Annotated in this window: 17 protein-coding genes; 7 read left to right on the top strand and 10 right to left on the bottom strand. The window is 62.8% G+C overall.

From position 1 onward, the window contains the following. Position 1: 1 nt before the first annotated feature. From BLV45_RS13335 to BLV45_RS27045, 10 genes are all read right to left on the bottom strand, one after another. Positions 2-3,322: an efflux RND transporter permease subunit gene (locus BLV45_RS13335; protein ID WP_090533641.1), complete on the bottom strand. Its 3,321-nt coding sequence runs from the start codon at positions 3,320-3,322 to the stop codon at positions 2-4. 3 nt (positions 3,323-3,325) lie between these two features. After that, complete coding sequence (locus BLV45_RS13330; protein ID WP_090533639.1) at positions 3,326-6,460, bottom strand: MdtB/MuxB family multidrug efflux RND transporter permease subunit; 3,135 nt, start codon at positions 6,458-6,460, stop codon at positions 3,326-3,328. Between the two features lie 17 nt (positions 6,461-6,477). Beyond that, positions 6,478-7,920, bottom strand: a complete 1,443-nt coding sequence (locus BLV45_RS13325) for an MdtA/MuxA family multidrug efflux RND transporter periplasmic adaptor subunit (RefSeq protein WP_090533637.1) — start codon at positions 7,918-7,920, stop codon at positions 6,478-6,480. A gap of 430 nt (positions 7,921-8,350) precedes the next feature. Continuing rightward, a complete protein-coding gene (locus BLV45_RS13320) occupies positions 8,351-9,187 on the bottom strand; it encodes an IclR family transcriptional regulator (protein WP_090533635.1) in 837 nt (278 codons plus the stop codon). A 15-nt stretch (positions 9,188-9,202) separates the two neighbouring features. Continuing rightward, positions 9,203-9,514 (bottom strand): hypothetical protein, encoded by a 312-nt coding sequence (locus tag BLV45_RS27050; protein WP_143130422.1) that lies wholly within the window; start codon positions 9,512-9,514, stop codon positions 9,203-9,205. 230 nt (positions 9,515-9,744) lie between these two features. Further along, on the bottom strand, positions 9,745-10,305 hold the full coding sequence (locus BLV45_RS13315) for an RBBP9/YdeN family alpha/beta hydrolase (protein WP_090533633.1): 561 nt from the start codon (positions 10,303-10,305) through the stop codon (positions 9,745-9,747). A 206-nt stretch (positions 10,306-10,511) separates the two neighbouring features. Beyond that, positions 10,512-11,492 (bottom strand): quinone oxidoreductase family protein, encoded by a 981-nt coding sequence (locus tag BLV45_RS13310; RefSeq protein ID WP_090533631.1) that lies wholly within the window; start codon positions 11,490-11,492, stop codon positions 10,512-10,514. A gap of 236 nt (positions 11,493-11,728) precedes the next feature. Then, entirely contained in the window at positions 11,729-12,787 is a 1,059-nt protein-coding gene (locus BLV45_RS13305; RefSeq protein ID WP_090533629.1) for a BKACE family enzyme, read from the bottom strand. A gap of 60 nt (positions 12,788-12,847) precedes the next feature. After that, positions 12,848-13,132, bottom strand: a complete 285-nt coding sequence (locus BLV45_RS13300; protein WP_143130421.1) for a 3-keto-5-aminohexanoate cleavage protein — start codon at positions 13,130-13,132, stop codon at positions 12,848-12,850. A gap of 307 nt (positions 13,133-13,439) precedes the next feature. Beyond that, a complete protein-coding gene (locus BLV45_RS27045; RefSeq protein ID WP_143130420.1) occupies positions 13,440-13,712 on the bottom strand; it encodes a hypothetical protein in 273 nt (90 codons plus the stop codon). Positions 13,713-14,093: 381 nt separating this feature from the next. On the opposite strand from BLV45_RS27045, the gene BLV45_RS28075 reads away from it, so the two are divergent. The 7 genes from BLV45_RS28075 to BLV45_RS13270 all read left to right on the top strand — a co-directional run bounded on the left by BLV45_RS28075 (position 14,094) and on the right by BLV45_RS13270 (position 19,171). Then, positions 14,094-14,228, top strand: a complete 135-nt coding sequence (locus BLV45_RS28075) for a hypothetical protein (protein WP_281246312.1) — start codon at positions 14,094-14,096, stop codon at positions 14,226-14,228. Between the two features lie 19 nt (positions 14,229-14,247). Next, on the top strand, positions 14,248-15,369 hold the full coding sequence (locus BLV45_RS13295) for a porin (RefSeq protein WP_090533627.1): 1,122 nt from the start codon (positions 14,248-14,250) through the stop codon (positions 15,367-15,369). Between the two features lie 28 nt (positions 15,370-15,397). Continuing rightward, positions 15,398-15,772 carry a BON domain-containing protein gene (locus BLV45_RS13290; protein WP_090533625.1) on the top strand — a complete coding sequence of 125 codons (375 nt, stop codon included), beginning with the start codon at positions 15,398-15,400 and terminating at the stop codon, positions 15,770-15,772. Positions 15,773-15,975: 203 nt separating this feature from the next. Continuing rightward, entirely contained in the window at positions 15,976-16,497 is a 522-nt protein-coding gene (locus tag BLV45_RS13285; RefSeq protein WP_176954157.1) for a hypothetical protein, read from the top strand. Between the two features lie 7 nt (positions 16,498-16,504). After that, positions 16,505-16,792 (top strand): hypothetical protein, encoded by a 288-nt coding sequence (locus tag BLV45_RS13280; protein ID WP_245753227.1) that lies wholly within the window; start codon positions 16,505-16,507, stop codon positions 16,790-16,792. Between the two features lie 379 nt (positions 16,793-17,171). Beyond that, positions 17,172-18,017, top strand: a complete 846-nt coding sequence (locus BLV45_RS13275) for a TauD/TfdA dioxygenase family protein (protein ID WP_407671006.1) — start codon at positions 17,172-17,174, stop codon at positions 18,015-18,017. A 332-nt stretch (positions 18,018-18,349) separates the two neighbouring features. Continuing rightward, entirely contained in the window at positions 18,350-19,171 is an 822-nt protein-coding gene (locus BLV45_RS13270; protein ID WP_090533622.1) for a GntR family transcriptional regulator, read from the top strand. The last annotated feature ends 668 nt before the right edge of the window (positions 19,172-19,839 follow it).

Genomic DNA, 19,839 nt, shown 5'->3' with positions numbered 1-19,839 from the left:
GTTACTCCGCGGCAGGCGTCGCGGAGCCGCGACGCCGCTCACGCCGCGCTTCCCAGCGCACGCGCAGCCGGTCCATATACAGATAGACGACCGGCGTCGTATAGAGCGTGAGCATCTGGCTCACGATCAACCCGCCCACGATCGAGATGCCGAGCGGCGCGCGCAACTCCGCGCCTTCGCCGCGGCCGAAGGCGAGCGGCAGCGCGCCGAGCAGCGCGGCGCAGGTCGTCATCATGATCGGGCGAAAGCGCAGCAGGCACGCCTGGAAGATCGCGTCGCGCGAGGAAAGCCCCTGCCGTGACGCTTCGATGGCGAAGTCCACCATCATGATCGCGTTCTTCTTCACGATGCCGATCAGCAGAATCACGCCGATCAGCGCGATGATGCTGAACTCCGTCTTGAAGAGCAGCAGCGCGAGCAGTGCGCCGACGCCCGCCGAAGGCAGCGTGGAGAGAATCGTCAGCGGATGGATGTAGCTCTCGTAGAGTATCCCGAGCACGATGTAGACGGCGGCGAGCGCGGCCAGAATCAGGATTGGCTGGTCCGACATCGACTGCTGGAACGCCTGCGCGGTGCCCTGGAAGCTGCCGCGTATCGTGCCCGGCACGCCGATTTCCGCCATCGTCCGGTAGATGGCGTCGGTGGCATCAGAGAGCGACTTGCCCGGCGGCAGGTTGAACGAGATCGTCGACGCGACGAACTGGCTCTGGTGATTCACCGAGAGCGCCGTATTGCCCGGTCCGAAGCTCGCGATCGCCGACAGCGGAATCATCGTTTCCTTCGAAGTCGACACCGCCGCGCCGGCCGATGCGCTCGACTTGCCGCTCGCGGCAATCGAGTTGGTCGCTTGGTTGCGCGCGGAATCGGCGGCGATCGAGGCCGCGCTCGACGCGGTCGTGCCGGCCGTTCCGCCGGCTTTGGCGCTCGTGCTCGCGTTCGTTGCAGCCGACGTCACGGTGCCGGCGGTCGCGTTGGTGGTCTGCGCGCCGCTCGCGCTGCCGCCCGACGTGCTGACCCAGATCTGGTTCAGCATGTCGGGGCTCTGCCAGTACTTCGGTGCGACTTCCATCACCACGTGATACTGGTTCAGCGGGTTGTAGATCGTCGACACCTGGCGCTGGCCGAACGCGTCGTACAGCGTGTTGTCGATCTGCGCCGGCTTGATGTTCAGCCGGGCAGCGGTGGCCCGGTCGATCGTGATCATCGCTTCGAGACCGCCTTGCTGCTGGTCGGAGTTGACGTCGGCGAGTTCCGGGAGACGCTGGAGCGCCTCGGTCAGCTTCGGCACCCACTTGTAGAGATCGGAGGTCGAATCGGACAGCAGCGTGAACTGGTACTGCGCGTTCGACTGCCGGCCGCCCACGCGGATGTCCTGCACCGCCTGCAGGAACGTGCGCGCGCCCGCGACGCTGCTGAGCGGCCCGCGCAACTGCTGGATGACCTGGTCGGCGGAAAGGCCGCGCTCGCTCTTCGGCTTGAGCGTGACGAACATGAAACCCGAATTGGTCTGCCGGCCGCCCGTGAAACCGACCACGCTGTCGACCGCCGGATTCTTCTGCACGATCGCCGTCATCTCCGAAAATTTGAGCTTCATCGCCTGGAACGACGTGCTCTGGTCGGCCTGAATGCCGCCCACCAGCCGCCCGGTGTCTTGCTGCGGGAAAAAGCCCTTCGGGATGATGACGTAGAGCCACACGTTCAGGCCAATCGTCGCGACGAGGATCGTCACGATCAGGCGCGGATGCAGCAGCGCCCAGCCCAGCGTGCGCTCGTAGCCGCGGTGCAGCGCCGTGAAGCCCCGTTCGAGCCAGCGCCCGAAGCGGCCTTCTTCCTTTTTCTCGTGATGCTCGTCGAGCAGGCGCGAGCACATCATCGGCGTGAGCGTCAGCGAAACGATCAGCGACACGCCGATCGCGAGCGAAAGCGTCAGCGCGAATTCGCGGAACAGCCGCCCGACGATGCCGCCCATCAGCAGGATCGGCAGGAACACCGCGACGAGCGAGATGCTGATCGACATCACCGTGAAGCCGACCTCGCGGGCGCCGAGCAGCGCGGCCTTCATGCGTGGCACGCCGTTTTCGATGTGCCGCGAAATGTTCTCCAGCACGACGATCGCGTCGTCGACCACGAAGCCCGTCGCGATCGTCAGCGCCATCAGCGAGAGGTTGTCGATCGAAAAGCCGAGCAGGTACATCGCGGCGAACGTGCCGATGATCGAGATCGGCACCGCGACGCTCGGGATCAACGTCGCGCGCCAGTTGCGCAGGAACAGGAACACGACCATCACGACGAGCGCGACCGCGATGATCAGCGTGCGCTCGGTGTCCTTCAGCGACATGCGGATCGTGGTCGAACGGTCGGAGGTCGGGATCACGTCGACGTCCGCGGGCAGCGACGCTTTCAGCTGCGGAAGCATCGCCTTCACGCGGTCGACCGTCTCGATGATGTTCGCGCCGGGCTGACGGTACAGGATCACGAGCACCGCGCGCCGGCCGTTGATGAGACCGAGATTGCGCAGGTCCTCGACCGAATCGACGACTTCCGCGACGTCGGACAGATGCACCGCCGCGCCGTTGCGGTAGGCGATCACCAGATCCCTGTACTGCGCGGCCTTGGTGGCCTGGTCGTTGGTGTACAGCTGCACGTGGTTCGGGCCGAACTCGATCGAGCCCTTCGGACTGTTCGCGTTCGCGGCGGCGAGCGCCGCGCGCACGTCCTCGAGCCCGATGCCGTAGTGGAACAGCATCTGCGGTTCGAGCTCGACGCGCACCGCCGGATTGGTCGAGCCGCTCACGTCGACTTCGCCCACGCCGTCGACCTGCGACAGCGACTGCTGCAGGACCGTCGCCGCCGAATCGTAGAGCTGGCCCGCCGGCAGCGTGTTCGACGTGAGCGCGAGGATGAGGATCGGCGCGTCGGCCGGGTTGACCTTGTGGTAGGTCGGGTTGCTGCGCAGGCTCGTGGGCAGGTCGGCGCGCGCGGCGTTGATGGCGGCCTGCACGTCGCGCGCGGCGCCGTCGATGTCGCGGTTCAGGCCGAACTGCAGCACGATGCGCGCCGAGCCGACCGAACTCGTCGACGTCATTTCGGAGACGTCGGCGATCGAGCCGAGATGCCGTTCGAGCGGACTCGCGACGCTGGTCGCGACGGTTTCCGGGCTCGCGCCCGGCAGGCTCGCCTGCACGGAGATCGTCGGAAAATCGACCTGCGGCAGCGGCGCGACCGGCAGCTTGACGAACGCGAAGCTGCCGGCGAGCGCGATTCCGATCGCGAGCAGCGTCGTCGCGACGGGGCGGGAAATGAACGGACGCGACAGGTTCATCGCTCAGCTCCCCGCATCGGTGGCCGGGGGTGCGTCGCCCGGCGGCGCATCGCCCCGGTGAAAGCGCGCACGCACGCGCCGCGCGAGCGAATCGAAGCCGAGATAGATGACGGGCGTCGTGAAGAGCGTGAGCAGCTGGCTCACGATCAGACCGCCCGCGATCGCGATACCGAGCGGACGGCGCAGCTCGGAGCCGGCGCCCGTGCCGAGCATCAGCGGCAGCGCGCCGAGGAGGGCGGCGAGCGTCGTCATCAGGATCGGACGGAAGCGCAGCAGACACGCCTGATAGATCGCCTCGCGCGGCGACTTGCCCTGTTCGCGTTCGGCTTCGAGCGCGAAGTCGATCATCATGATCGCGTTCTTCTTCACGATACCGATCAGCAGCACGATGCCGATGATGCCGATGATGTCCAGGTCGTGACCGGTGATGAGAAGCGCGAGCAGCGCGCCGAGACCGGCCGACGGCAGCGTCGAGAGAATCGTGATCGGGTGGATGAAGCTCTCGTACAGTACGCCGAGCACGATATACATCGTCACGATCGCGGCGAGAATCAGGAACAGCTCGTTCGACAGCGACGCCTGGAACGCGAGCGCCGCGCCCTGGAAGCGCGTCTGGAACGAAGCGGGCAGCGCGATCTCTTTTTCCGCCTGGTCGATCGCCTTCACCGCCGCGCCCAGCGACGAGCCCGGCGCGAGGTTGAACGACACGGTGGTGGCCGGGAATTGCCCCAGGTGCGTGACGAGGAGCGGCGCGGGCCGTTCGTGGAAACTCGCGATCGAGTTGAGCGGCACCTGGCCGCCCGTCGAGGTCGAAGAGGGCAGGTAGATCGAATTGAGCGACTCGATGTAATGCTGCATCGTCGGCTGCGCTTCGAGAATCACGCGGTACTGGTTCGACTGCGTGAAGATCGTCGAGATGATGCGCTGGCCGAACGCGTCGTAAAGCGCGTTGTCGACGGTGGCCGGCGTGATGCCGTAACGCGCGGCCGTCGCGCGATCGATTTCGACGTACACCGACTGCCCGTTTTCCTGCAGGTCGGTGGCGACGTCCGCGAGTTCGGGCGACTGCTTGAGCCGTTCGACGAGCTTCGGCACCCACGTCGCGAACTCGGTGATATTCGGATCGGTCAGCAGGAACTGGTACTGCGTCGGGCTGACGGTCGAATCGATGGTCAGATCCTGCACCGGCTGCATGTAGAGCGACGCGCCCGGAATATGCGCGACGTCCTGCTGCAACTGGCGGATCACCTGGCTCGCGGTATTGCTGCGGTCGTCGCGCGGCTTCAGGTTGATCAGCATCCGGCCGCTGTTGAGCGTGATGTTGCTGCCGTCCACGCCGATGAACGACGTGAGGCTCTCCACATCCGGATTCTTCAGGATCTGCGCGGCGAGTTCCTGCTGGCGCTCGGCCATCGACTGATACGACACCGACTGCGGCGCCTGCGTGATCGCCTGGATCACCCCCGTGTCCTGCACCGGGAAGAAGCCCTTCGGAATCACCACGTAGAGCAGCCCCGTGAAGACGAGCGTGAGCACCGCGACGAAGAGCGTGGAGCGGTGGCGATCCAGCACCCACGTGAGCGCGACCGCGTAACGGCCGATCACGTAATCGATGAACTGGTGCGCCTTCGCCTCGAAGCGATGGCTCTCCTTGGGCGGCGTGTGGCGCAGGAGCTTCGCGCACATCATCGGCACGAGCGTGAGCGACACCACCGCGGAAATCACGATCGTCACCGCCAGCGTGATCGCGAACTCATGGAACAGGCGGCCGACCACGTCGCCCATGAAGAGCAGCGGAATCAGCACCGCGATGAGCGACACCGTCAGCGAGATGATCGTGAAGCCGATTTGTTTCGAGCCCTTCAGCGCCGCTTCGAGCGGTGGGTCGCCTTCCTCCACGTAGCGCGCGATGTTCTCGATCATCACGATCGCGTCGTCCACGACGAAGCCGGTCGCGATGGTGAGCGCCATCAGCGAGAGGTTGTCGAGCGAGAAGCCGCACAGGTACATCACGGCGAGCGTGCCGATCAGCGAGAGCGGCACCGACAGGCTCGGGATGATCGTCGCGTAGATGTTCGCGAGGAACAGGTACATCACGAGCACGACCAGCACGACCGACATCAGCAGCTCGAACTCCACGTCGCGCACGGACGCGCGGATCGTGGTGGTGCGGTCGGTGACGACCTCGACGTCGAGCGCCGCGGGCAGCGACTGCTGCAACTGCGGCAGCAGCTTCTTGATGTTGTCGACCACCTGGATCACGTTCGCGCCCGGCTGGCGCTGCACGTTCAGGATGATCGCCGGCGTGTTGTCGACCCACGCACCGAGCTTCGTGTTCTCCGCGCCCTGCACGATGGTCGCGACGTCCGTCAGCATGACCGGTCGGCCGTTCTTGTACGCGATGACCGCGCTCTTGTACGCGTCGGCGTCCGTCAGCTGGTCGTTGGCGTTGATCGTGTACGCGCGCGTCGGGCCGTCGAAATTGCCCTTCGGCGTGTTCACGTTCAGGTTCGAAATCGTGGTGCGCAGGTCGTCCAGATTCAGGCCGTACGCGGCGAGCGCGCGCGGGTTCGCCTGAATCCGCACCGCCGGCCGCTGGCCGCCCGAGAGGCTCACGAGACCCACACCCGCCACCTGCGAGATTTTCTGCGCGAGACGCGTGTCGGCGAGATCCTGGACCTGCGTCAAGGGCAAGGTTTTCGACGTGATGGCGAGCGTGATGATCGGTGCGTCGGCCGGATTCACCTTCGCGTAGATCGGCGGCGCGGGCAGGTCGGACGGCAGCAGGTTGCCCGCCGCGTTGATCGCGGCCTGGACTTCCTGCTCGGCGATGTCGAGCGGCAGGTCGAGGCTGAACTGCAGCGTGATGATCGACGAGCCGGCCGAGCTTTGCGACGACATCTGGTTCAACGACGGCATCTGCCCGAACTGCCGTTCGAGCGGCGCGGTGACCGACGACGTCATCACGTCCGGGCTCGCGCCCGGGTAGAAGGTTTGCACCTGGATCGTCGGGTAGTCGACTTCCGGCAGCGCCGACAGCGGCAGGAAGCGCAGCGCGACGAGCCCGACCAGCATGATCGCCGCCATCAGCAGGGCGGTGCCGACCGGGCGCAGGATAAAAGCGCGGGATGGATTCATTCGGTATCAGCCGTGCCTTATTCCGCCGACGCCTGCGACGCATGCCTGTGACGGCGCGCGCCCGATGCCGCGGCGGCACCCGAGGCGTGGGCCGTACCCGATGCGCCCGAGGCACCGGATGCACCGGCGGCACCCGACGCGCCACGTGGCTGCTCAGCCGGAATGGTGATCTTCGCGCCTTCGCGCAGGCGGTCCGAACCGTCGATCACGACGCGCTCGCCGACCTGCAGGCCGGACTTGATGCTGGTGCGTTCGCCGTCGACCGGCCCGACCTTCACCTGCCGCACGGTGACCGTGCTGTCCGGCTTGACCACATACACGAACTGTCCCATCGAACCATTGAGCACCGCCGACGTCGGCACGATGACGGCGTCCTTGATGGCGTTGACGAGCAGGCGCGTATTGACGAACTGGTTCGGGAACAGCAGGTTGTCCGGGTTCTGGAACATCGCGCGCAGCTTGACCGTGCCGGTGGTGGTGTCGATCTGGTTGTCGACGGTTTCGAGGTAGCCGGCTTCGAGCGACGTCGTGTTGCTGCGGTCATAGGCCGTGACCGACATCTTCGTGCCCGTGCGCATCTGCTTCGTGATGGCCGGCAGATTGTCTTCGGACGTCGTGAACAGAACGCTGATCGGCTGAAGCTGCGTGATGACGACGATGCCGTTCGTGTCGCCCGAGGTCACGTAGTTGCCCGGATCGACCTGGCGCAGGCCGACCCGGCCCGAGACCGGCGCCGTGATGCGCGCATACACGAGATCGAGCTTGAAGGTGTCGATGTTCGCCTGGTCCGACTTGACCGTGCCCTCGTACTGTTTGACGAGCGACGCCTGCGTGTCCACCTGCTGGCTCGCGATCGAATCCTGCGAGAGCAGCGTCTGGTAGCGCTTCAGGTCGAGGCGGGCGGTCTGCAGCAGCGCCTGGTCTTTCGCGAGCGTGCCCTCGGCGTTCGCCAGCGAGATCTGATACGGACGCGGATCGATCTGCGCGAGCACGTCGCCTTTTTTGACCATCTGGCCTTCCTGGAACGCGACGGTCTGCAGGACGCCGGCCAGCTGGGTACGAACCGTGACGTTCGCGAGCGGCGTGACCGTGCCGAGCGCGGTGAGCACCACGGGCATTTCGCCCTGCGTCACCGTGGCGACGTGTACCGGCTGCGGCACATTGGCCGCATTGCCACCGCGACCGCCACGACCGGCGCGCGCACCGCTCGCGCCACTGGAGCCGGTGGCGGCCGTGGCGCCGCTCGCGCCGCCCCACGGATGCCAGCGCACCAGCACGACGCCCGCGACCACCACGACCGCGACAATCGCGGCGATCACGCGACCGCGGTGCCGCTTCGGCGTGGGCGGCGTGCCGTTGCCGGGTCCGCCCGGCCCCCCGGGTGTGCCAGCGGCACCGGCCGGTCGTTGAGCGGAATCAGGAGGGCGCGGTGTTTCCGGATGCTTTTGTTGTTCGTCCATCGGTTCGGTCAAGTGGCTGGCGTGGAATCTGGAATAGGGATTGGCGCGCGATGCGTTGCCCGGCACATGCACGACATCATCGATAGCGGGCTGCCGGCCGGCGATTCGCGTGCGGCGCCAGCCCGTACACCGGCTGATACGTTGATGTCCGTGCCTGCGCGATGCTACGCGAGGCGCGGGAAAAAGAGATTACACGTGTAATGCCCGGTGACCATGAGAGCGCGACACCGGGCAGCGCGCGACGCGTCCGCGATGGGCCGGCCATGGCCGGGCCGGGCGGCGGCGCGGGCTACCGCGTCCGAAAGCATGATGCTACGTCCCGTCCCTTGTTACAGTCCAGCGGCGTATCTTTCGTTTGATTACCCTGGTTACAGAAGTGCAAGGTGGGAGCGCGGAGTCCGCACCCAGGGTTCGACGCGCTCCACGTGGCTCAGGTGTCGAGCCGGCGGCCAGGCGTGCCGCCCACTTCGTGGACGATTTTCTCGATGCATTCGAGCAGGGCGGGTGCCGCGCGCTCCATCAGCCATTCGCGCGGGCACTGGTACGCCGCACCCCCGCAGTTGACCGCGTAGCGCTCGCCCGACGGCCCGACGAAGCCGGCCGCGATCGCGTTCAGTCCTTCGTGCCATTCGCCCACGGCGATCGCGTAGCCCCGGAACGCGGTTTCCTGCAGCGCGGTGTGCAGCCGGTTGCCCAGATGACCCCAGTCGTCGCCGGTCGCGGTCTGCACGCCGGTGAGCAGTCTCTCGCGTTCCGGTTCGCTGAGCGCGGCGAGATACGCGCGGCCGACGGCCGTGCGGCACATGTCCATCCGCGAACCCACCTCGAGGCGCGACACGAGCACCGCCGAGCGCGGCCGGATCGCGTCGATCACGACCATGTCGAGCCGGTCGCGCACGGCGAGATGCACCGAAAGCGCGGTGCGCTCGGCCAGCTCGATCAGGAAGGGCCGTGAGCGGGAGCGGATATCGAAGTTGCGCAGAAAACCGTTGCTCAGTTCGAGCACCGAGGAGGTCAGCACGAAGCGCTCGCTGTCCGGCAGGCGAAACAGGTAACCCGCGCCGACGAGCGTGGCCGTGATGCGCGAGACGGTCGGCTTCGGAATGCCGGTGAGTTCGGTGAGCTCGCGGTTGCTGAGCGGCGCATCGGCGGCGGCGATCCGCCGGAGGACTGTCAGGCCACGCGCCAGTGCTGTCACTTCGTCGCCGGAACCTTCTTTTTCCTGAAGGGGATCAGCGTTGCCGATAGACGTTTGTCGCTTGTTCATCGTTTTTATGGAACTTTATTTCAGATTAATCGCTTTTGCAGGCCGGCCATCCGGATAGAAAAAATCGCTGGAAAGGCCTTTCAGATGGCGTATCCAGCGATTTTCATGTGAAGATTCATTGTATCGGAAGGTGCGGAATGGACGCGCACGTGTGGGATAGTTTTTGCTTGACTTGGTCAGCATAAACATAAAAAATGGAATTTCATTTCGAAAGACGAAGTACTCATCTTTGTTTTGAATCTTTTCGTCGCGTGGCTGAACGGCACAGGGTGCGGGTTCAGGCTGGAGCTTAAGGGTTTGGGCAGAGCCGGATGGGAACGCTCGCATTTCGGATCCCGTCTCTCAGGTTCTAGCACGGCCCTCGGAATGGCTAGAACTTTTCAAGGCGTCACGGTTACGTGGCGCCTTTTTTTTGTGCTGTTCGGAAGCAACTGGATATGATCGAAGGAGAACGTTATGCCGGCTGGGCACCCCGCTTGCTGCAACTGCGCCCTTCTCGCCGCGACTGCCGCGGAACCGCCAGGGCGCGCAAGGGCCTGACTGGCGACGCTGGCGCCTCAACTGAGTTCGTTCACGAATTCCACGGCACGTGGCCACTCACCGAACCCCGAGGCAGGGTTGAGATGGCCGACAGCGCCGACGTCAACCAGACGGCTGCCCCAGGCGTTCGCCAGTTGCGTGACCTGTTCGATCCGCGCGAGGGGATCATTCGTGCTGGCCGCCACGATGCTCGGGAACGGTAGCCGCGTTCGTGGCGTAGACAGCCAGCCGTGCTGGCGCAAGACATCCATCGTCGGATAGCCGTCCGGCAGCGGCGATTCGAAATCCGGCGGCGCCGCGAGCAGCGCACCCTTGATTTCACGCTGGTGATGTTGTGCCCAATGCACGGTTGTCATCACCCCGGCACTGTGCGACACAAGTACCACAGGGCCGGTGATGCTGGCGAGTGCCCGATCGAGCGCCGCGATCCTGGCCGCGCAGTCAAGCTTGTCGTGTTCCAGCGGCGGCACCACACGCGTATTGGGCAGTTTGCGTGCAAGAATCGTTTGCCAGTGATCCTCGACGTGATCCCGCAGGCCGGGAACGATCAATATGGTCGGTGGCGAAGAAGATGTCATTGGCCAGGGTCCGTGAAAATATCAATTGGGGTTGGGCGGGTCGCGCACTCCATCAAGGCGGCGCGGCCCGGCAACGCCCAGGGCCGTTACTCCCACGGCTACCGGCAGCGGGTCCTCGACGACCCGAACCGACGTGCCGGATCGCCGGGTTGCTTTTTGCCGTCCAAACCAGCCAGATGGCTCGCGTTTTCGAGGACGTGGAACATTCAAATCACGAAAACGGAGGAACCGGTGGTTTTTCGAGCCTCCAGGTCCCGATGTGCCTGCACTGCGTCCTGCAAGGCATACCGCTGATTGATCTCGATGCTGATGCGACCCGCGGCCACATGGCCAAATAGCTCATCGACCAGTTCCGCCTTTTCGACCGGATCGGCGATGTAGTCGGCCAGGCCCGGACGGGTCAGGTACAGCGAACCCTTGCGGGCCAGAATTTGCGGATCGAACGGCGGGATCGTGCCGGAGGCCGTGCCGACGCAGACCATCAGGCCGCGGCGCTTGAGGGAGTCCAGCGAGGACATGAAGGTGGCCTTGCCCACGCTATCGAAGACCACCGACACGCCCACTCCGCCGGTCAGCTCGCGCACACGCTTCGCCACGTCCTCATGACTGTAGTTGATCGTGTGATCGCAGCCGTGGGCGCGCGCTACTTCAGCTTTGGCGTCGGTCGAAACCGTGCCAATCACCGTCAGCCCGAGCAATTTGGCCCACTGCGAAACGATCAAGCCAACACCGCCTGCCGCGGCATGAAGCAGCACTGCGTCGCCCGCCTTGAAAGGGTAGATCCGGCGCACCAGGTAGGCGGCGGACAAGCCCCGCATCGTCATGGCCGCCGCGGTCTCGCAGCTGATGGCCTCCGGCAGCCTGATCAGCAGTGCGGCGGAAATCAGCCGCTCCGTGCTGTAGGCGCCCAGTGTGTTGACGAAGCCCGTGTAGGTCACACGGTCGCCGACTGCCAGATGGGTCACGCCGGCACCGATGGCCTCGACCACGCCGGCGGCCTCGTTGCCGAGGCCGCTAGGAAGCGGAACCGTGTAGGTACCTCCGCGGAAGTAGGTGTCGGCAAAGTTAAGGCCCACTGCCACGTGGCGCACGAGCACCTCTCCCGGTCCCGGTTCTCCAACGTCGACGTCCTCAAAACGAAGAACCTCGGGGCCGCCGGTTTCGTGGAATTTAACGACTTTTGCCATGTTGCCTCCTGTCGATCGGAGTGAGCGCTTTAGTGCCTGCTCCGATCCCATGCAAGTTGATTGCTGTTATGTGTCGACTGCCGCGGTTTGCCCGCGGCTCGCCAGCGTTTGCTTCACCCCTGGTCTCACCCAAAAACGCGGGTCGACGTGGGGGAACTTCAAATTCAGCTTGAGTCCATCTCCAGAAAATGCCGGGCGACTCCATACGACATATGATGTCGATTCCCCCGGAGACCTCAGGTCGGCTTGCGCAGGAATCCCTGGTTGCCACCGTTACGATTGGGCGCGAAGCCATTGGCCTGAAGCGTCTCTTCCGCCGTGTCGTAGAAGACTCCAATCTTCATGATCTCTCGTGCCTGTTTCGCTGTCGCTATGGGGCGACCGAATTCGCCGGAGATACGCACCAGCTGCTTGATCTGCTCGACGGAGCTCATCTTGCCCGTGCGGGTCTGATTCCAGAGCACATCCTCGATGCCGCAGCGCACGTGCAGGCCCAGGGCAATGCCTATCATGTTCACGGGGAGCACATTTAGCACCGAGCTCTCCACCGTGACCACCGCGCCGTCGGGAGCGGCACGCAGGAAGTTGGCCAGGTTGTAGATGTTCGCCTGATCCATGCCGCCGCTGATAGCCACCCAGTTCATCACCAGTGGCCCCTTGTAGACGCCGCGGCGAATCATCCGCTCAATCGTTTCAAAGCTGTTGATGTTGTAGCACTGAAACTCGCTTTGGATTCCGGCGGCTGTCAGGCGCCGGATGTGCTCTTCGGCCCAGCTGGGATTCGAGGGCACGATCATGTCCTTGTAGGTCGCATAGAGGTTCGGGAACCCCCGCGAAACGCCCTTGAAGTCATCTATGCCGGCATGCTCCGTCACGTTCATCTGCGTGGTGTTGACGGTGACAGTCACCTGGTCGGGCTTCGGATCGAGTTCGGCCAGCATATGCCGCGTGTCATCGCTAAGCCATTGGGCGGCCTGGCCCTCGGATTCAGGCGCGAAGCTGATGGAGCCGCCCACTTGGATGACCATTTCCGGCACGCGGGCGCGCACTCCGGCGATCAGCTCATTGAACATGGACAGGCGCTTGCTGCCCTTGCCATCGGGTTCGCGAACATGCAGATGCAGCACGGTGGCACCGGCTTCGTAGCAATCCACCGCCTTCTGGATCTGCTCTTCCATTGTGATGGGGATATCTTCCGGAAAATCCGAGGGAATCCAGCCCGGCGCATAGGGAGCGGCCGTGATGATCAGGGGCTGCTGGTTCTCGGGATACAGGTGGCCGTCAAGGAAGTTCATGATGGTGGATCTCCGGGTTGAAACGTGGATATTGAGAATGTCGGACTGGATGAGAAAGCTTTAGAACCCTGTTTGCAGCACCCTCCTGGGCATGGCGGTGCGCAGGCGATCCAGCATTTCGTTGAACATGCGCCTCGCGCCCTTGCCATCGGCTTCACGCATCTGCACGTGCAAAACGGTGGCGCCCGCGTTGTGGCAGCCCACTGCCTTTTGCACCTGATGAGAGACCATCGTCACCGGCACATCGTCCGTATCGCCGGGCAGCCATTGCGGTCCGCAGGGCACGGCCTGAATGATCGGATGCTGCTGGTTTTCAGGCCGCAAAGAGTCGTCGATGAAGTACATGCAAGTCTCCTTAAAGCGGTTGACATCCAGGTGTCCGGGACAAGGAGATGAATCATCTCGCCTGGCGCCACTTCCTGTTTTACATTGCAGGCCTTGAACCTGGCTTTTCATGACAGTGGTCCGCTGACCGGCAACTATCGCGGGCTGCGCATGAACCAGCAGGTGGACGGCTCCCGCGCAAACTCGCCGTACCTGCGCATGGCAACTGACCCGGGATCGAACATCGTCTTTCTCGCAGAAACGCCGTCGCCACTCGTCGTCATGGCATTCGTATGCGTTCGTGCCTCGCGCGCCATCATTAGTCCAGTCATCGCTTTCCACCGGAATTGTGTAGTTCGGGCGTAGCGGCGGATTCGTCGTTCACTTCGGGCTCCCGGCTGTCATGGCCACGATCCCATGGCGCGATGCCATGGTGGATCGGCGCCGCGATGCCGGCCATGCACCCATAGCAAAGCGCTTCGTGAGCCAAAGGAGCGAGATGGCCCGCGGGAACAAACACTGAAGCAAGCCGCGCCGCAATCCGTCGGGCGACATGGGTCTTGTTCACCCATGTCTTCGCAATCGGCAGTGTCGGCAGCATTGGACTCCCTCCGTTCATTGACTTCGCATCGGCCGCGACAGTGCGAGACCGCCGCCGTAACCAGCAGTGTACCTCCATGAAATATTAATGTCGACATAAACGTAAACGCGGACTTGCCGCCAATGTAGTGGGCGCTTATTGACGGCGTCGGCGCGATTCTGAGCTTCCGGATATCGTCGTTTGCCGCGAAGTTGCATACCGTTCTGCCAGCTCGACTCAGTATAAGTATTAATGTCGACATCAAAATTTTAGGAGGATGATGGAAATTGAAGTGTCCGACGGGCAAACGAGGTCGTCGCAGGGAAGGCCGTTGAACCGTCTGGTGGCCGTCAAGTCACGCATCGCATCCAGCCGGATTGACAGGTGCGACAAGGAGACACCATGAAGCGAAAAACCATCGGTATTGAGGCGTTGTCGTTATTGGCACATGTGCTGATTGAGGCGATAGCGGGGATCGACGACCCGCGCCATCCCGTAACAGGCAGGCATCCGGCCGGGCTCGCCCGGTCATCATAAAAAGGCAGAGGAGACGTCAATGAAACTGAGGTGGAGCGGTGTGGTGGTACTTGCGGCATTTGCCGGGGCGGCGCATGCGCAGTCGTCGGTCACGTTGTACGGCGCGATCGATTCGGGCCTTATCTATCAGCGCACGTCGGCGTCGTCGTTCGGACCGACCGCCCGCAACAACGGGCACGTGTTCGGCGTCAAGGACGGCAGCCTCTACGGGAGCTTCTGGGGAATCAAGGGGACCGAGGACATCGGCGGCGGATACAAGGTCAACTTCAGGCTGCAGGGGGTGTTCAACAGCAGCAACGGCAAGGTCGGGCTGCCCGACACGACGGGCACTACCGCGGTGTTCAACCAGCAGACGACGGTCGGCATCGCGGGACCGTTCGGCACGTTCGACGCCGGGCGGCAGTACACGCCGATGATCTATGCGATGGCCGATACCGACGTCCGCGCGGCGCAGTACTTCGGCAGTATCCTGGGCGCATGGCTCGGAGTGAACCAGGTCGCCGGCTGGCCCGGCACGAACACGAACGTGCCGATCGGCGCGTTGTACGACAGCAACGCGCTTGTCTACCAGACGCCGAAGTTTTATGGCGCGTCGGTCGCGCTCGAATACGCGCCGGGCGGCGTGCCGGGTCAGATCCAGGGCGGCACGCGCGAATCGGCGGTGCTCAAATATTCGAACTATGGCCTCAACCTGTCCGCGGTTTACTACAACGCGCACGACACGAACCTTGCGGCGGCCGCGCCGACCGGGCTCGACAACAACCGCTTCTATTATTTCGGCGCGAAGTACACCTTTCGCGGCATATCGGTGTCGGCGTCGTACGGGATCGGCAAGAATCCGTCGAACACGAGCCTCGCGGACTACGAGATGATTTCGGGAGGGCTCGGCTATCAGTTCAATCCGTTCTTCAGGATCACGTCCGGCTTTTACTACCTGAAGGACCGCAACAACTCGGCGAACCATTCGAGTGAATACGCGGTGGGTGCGGAATACAGTCTGTCGAAGAGCACGATAGTCTCCGCGCAGCTCGGGTACGTCGCGAACCGGGGAACCATGAACCAGACGATCATGTACGGCCAGCCTGTCGCGCCGGGCGTGTCGACCACGGCCGCGATGATCGGTCTGCGTCACCACTTCTGATGAATCGAAATCGAAACGGAGCACAACGATGAAAACGATGAATGGACTCAGGGTGGTTCTCGGCGTTGCGGTTGCAGCGGTATCGATCGGCGCGTGGGCGCAGGGCGGCGCGTCTGCGGGGGCATCGGCCGGTACGGCGGCCAGCGTGTCCGGCGGCCTGACGGCCAAAGCGGCGCGGCAGGCGAATCGCGCGCTGCGGCGCAAGGTGTACGCGGCGCTCGCGAAGCACAAGGAGATCGACGCGGGCGACATCGGTATCACCGCGAAAGGCGGCGCGGTGACGATCAGCGGGACGGTCCCGGACGCGTCGCAGATCGACACCGTCGCCGGGGTCGCGAAGGGCGTCGCGGGTGTGACGTCGGTGACCAGCAGGCTCACGGTGCGGAAGCCGTTTGGCCAGTAGTGCGGCGCGCGCCCCGGTTCAGTCCGAATTGACAGGCTTGCTCGCTGGAGCTGAACCTGATTCACATCGGCAAACCGGGCGCGATCCTTTCAGCGAACGTCTCGTATCCCGACGTCGACGCGATCGCCGGCAGAGTCTCGCGTCCGGCGGACGTGATCGATCGTCGACTGGGCGACGACCGATCACGCAGGGAGGAACCTGTCATGAAGATCATCTCTCATATCGACAAGGTGCGCCGCATGGCTGTGCTTCGAAAGCGCTTCGACCCGCTAGCTGACTTCGAATTGTGGTTCTGGACCACGTTGACCGCGAGTACCAACGTGTTCAACGCAACGCTTCATCTCATTGGTCTGACGCGCGACGATCCTGTTTTTTCAACCATTCCTGGTGTGCATGTTGTGAAGCAGCCGGATGGTAGTTACGCGCGCGAGTTGCGCGGACTGGGCGATGTGAGCCATGTCGGCTGGCCGGAAATCGAGGGAGAGGTACCCCAGGCTATCCGGCAACTCGAACACGCGTTGCATACCATCGAGCATCATCGGGATCCATGCATTCGCGGAGATCGCGTTCCAACACAGGCTATCGTCGACGAATGTGAGCAGGCCTTTACACAAGTCATACAGATATTCGAACAGGCGTTGAGAGGTACCGAATATGAAAACCGGGAGTCACCGGCTCAAAGCCGGGAACATCGAGACGTCGCTGAAGTGTCTCGGCGAAGATGACTGGGAAATGAAAATTGAGGCGGCGATGCTGGCGGGGACACACTGGGCGAACTACGCGCTGCATCGCCGTGGTGTCACTTCGGACAACGAGGACATCATCCACAACTCGATGCTGATCGTTAGCATGCTGCGCAAGTATTCCCTCGCGGAAGGCGAACTGCTTGGTGCACTGACGGAAATCGAGGAGCTTCGCCCCCTTTATGTCCGGGGAGATTTGCCAGACGGTTCTCGCGCTGCGGCGCGGGCGCTGGAACTGCTTCGGTTGATCAGTGCGCTCGCCAGGCGCGCACCATGACTGCTCCAGCGGAAAGCGTCACGATGATCCATCAGCCTGCCGGGTTAGAGATGTGCGTTGGCGTCTCGCAACCTGGGTGATGCGCAACCCTGTTGATCGTGAAGCTCAAGCCGGGCGTGCAACTGCGCCCGCAGCACCCGATTTCGTACTGTGCGGGCAGGCGGGGAAGCGGCGCACGGCCAGTCAGACCAGCCATCGTATGTCGAGGGCAGCGAGGGTTGTCGCCAATAAGATTAATGTCGACATAAATTGAGCGATCTGCTATCTTGCTTGTACAGATGCAGGGCAACAATATTCCACGGTTTCGTAAAGCTGCGGCGTCACGCGGCGGCCGTGGTGAATTGGCGAAATTCCTGCCAGAGACAAGGAGATATCGCTCATGATTAAAGTAGAAAGACTGACCGCTTGCATTGGTGCCGAGGTGTCTGGTGTGAGCTTGGGGGAAGCGTCTCGAGATGCATCGCTGTTCGCAGAAATCAAGGCGCTGTTGCTTAAGCACAGGGTCCTCTTTTTTCGAGATCAGGATATCTCTCGGGAAGAACATGTCACCTTTGCGCGCCGTTTCGGGAAACTGGAAGATCATCCAGTTGCGGGAAGCGATCCGGAACACCCGGGCCTCGTGCAGATCTATCGATCGGAAGCTAAAAACCCTTACGAGAACAACTACCATAGTGACGGGCTTTGGCGGTCGAACCCCTCTATGGGCGCCGTGCTGCGCTGCGTCGAGTGTCCAGAGGTGGGGGGAGACACCATCTGGGTCAACATGGTCGAGGCTTATAAGCAACTGCCAGAAGACATCAAGAAGCGTATCGAAGGATTGAGAGCAAAAAGCAGTATTGAGCACTCGTTCGGTGCGGCAATGGATCCGGAAGAGCGAAGAAAACTGGCGGCGCAGAATCCGGAGGTGGAGCACCCTGTCGTGCGGACGCACCCGGAGACTGGCGAAAAGATTCTATACGTCAGCAGTTTCACGACACATTTCGCCAACTACCATACAGTTGAAAATGTGCGTCATGGTTTGGACAAGACGCCAGGCGCGAGTCTTCTGCTGAATTATCTGCAAAGCCAGGCATCGATTCCTGAGTATCAGGTTCGTTTCCGGTGGAAGCCGAACAGTATTGCAGTCTGGGATAACCGGCCAACGCAGCACTACGCGGTAATGGATTATTGGCCGGCTCCGCGCAAGATGGAGCGGGCAGGAATCGAAGGCGACAAGCCATACTGACAGCTTGCGTGTACTCGCGCGGTTCGTGCGGTTCGATGTGTTCGGGCGCGGGCCGGCGGTCGCGGTCTGGTTTTGTCTGCGGCATTGTCCGCTCCGGTCAGGTACCCGTTGTGGCGAATGAACACGTGTTGCTTGCGTTCAATGAGTCGTCACGACACGCCGAAATCCGTGCAGATCGCCAGTTGAGGCGCAGAAGTTCTTGCGGCGCGACGAATATCCGGGGCGGCGTCGAGTCCTCACAAAGCGAGGTTGAATTTTTGTCGACATTACAATGCTGGAGACTATAATAATCACAGGATTAAATTCGACGAAAATTAATTGCGCTATACGCCATGGCCCGAAATAAAACGCAAAACCTTCCCGATCTTTCCTCGCTCCTTACGCCCAAGAATTCACTGATGCTGGCCGTCGAGCGGGCGGTGCTGCGCGGGCAGGACTGGGCGTATGCGTCGGTGCCGATTGCCGAGCAGATTGCTGCCCGGCTGGCCGGGGTCATTACGCTTGACCTGGTGAAGTCGGGGCAACGCTTGCTGGAGAAAGATATCAGCGAGGTGCTGCACGTCAGCCGCGCGCCCGTGCGCGAAGCGATGCGTATACTGGAGCGGGACCGCCTGGTCGAGTTTCAGGCCAGGCGCGGGGCGATCGTTACGGCGCCCGACGAGAATGAGCTTCGGGACATTTTCCGCGTGCGCAGCGTGCTTTATGTCACGATGCTGGAGCAGGTGGCGCGCGAAAATCCGTCCGAACTCGAGGCGTTACTGACCGCTCATATGCCCAGGCTGGTGAAGGCAGCCGAGGAGTCCGTAGACGCCTATGCCGTGGAAAGCTTTCTCCTGAATTTCACCACAGTCGATCTGTGCCGCAACCGGCTTCTGGTTGATGTCCTGCATTCCATCTCGTTGCGAACCCTGCGGTATGTCCGGCTAGGATTTGTGGCTACGCCTCAATCGGTTCGCACATCTTTAAAGGTCTGGCGTGCGCTGCAGAAGGCCGCGATCAAGCGGGACAACAAACTACTGCTTTCCCTTGCCGCCTCGCGCCTGGACGACGCCAGGGATGCCGCCATACGCGCAATCGTTGCAAAACCGGCAGGCAGCCGGCGCGCACGTGTCCCGAAAGCGGCGCAGCCCGAAGTCGCGGCCGCCTCTGAGTGAGTCGCCCCCTGCGCGCCTGGGACGGCTGAATCCTGATTGTGCGGGGTTCCATCTTCTGCAATGACGCGGCGAGTCTTCCATGGCCGGCGGGCCGTCTGTCGTGGCCGCGATGTCGTGCGAATTGATTGGGACGTTCCCTGCATAGGGACGAGTCCCTATGTCATGTCGACGGAACCGGCTCTGCTTTCCGCTCGTGCATCCATTCTTCGACGCTGGGTACGTTCATCCAGGATCAGACACTGCATACCCGCACCGCGGTTGTTTGCTACGCGCCGGTGCGAAGAGCTTGCGCCCGGGTTGCCCACTTGCTGATTGGCGCATGGCGGGCAATAGTCGTTCTTCTTCAGCGATTCGATGAGCCGCATCAGATCGCGCGTGGCCCCGTTTTGTCTTGCCGTCGCGGTCTGGATCCTGGATGCGGTAGTCGATGATCCAGTGCTCCCGCATCAGCGGATTCGCGTACGCGAGTTCACCACGCCGATCCCCTTGATCAGTTCACGCGCGCCAGTTGCACTTGCGCCGCACCGGCTCGATCCGGTGTGAGAAATCCTTGTCGAGGATCGTTTCGTCGTGCCCTTGACATGACGAATCCTGGGTTCACTTCGGGTTTACGCCACTTCGGAACAATTCGTCTCTGCGCTGAGGCGCAGTGTTTGCATACGGCTTAT

The sequence above is a fragment of the Paraburkholderia sartisoli genome, from assembly GCF_900107685.1.
GTDB lineage: Bacteria > Pseudomonadota > Gammaproteobacteria > Burkholderiales > Burkholderiaceae > Paraburkholderia > Paraburkholderia sartisoli.
The sequence above is the reverse complement of the archived record's forward strand: the minus strand, read 5'-3'. Positions and strand labels throughout refer to the sequence as shown.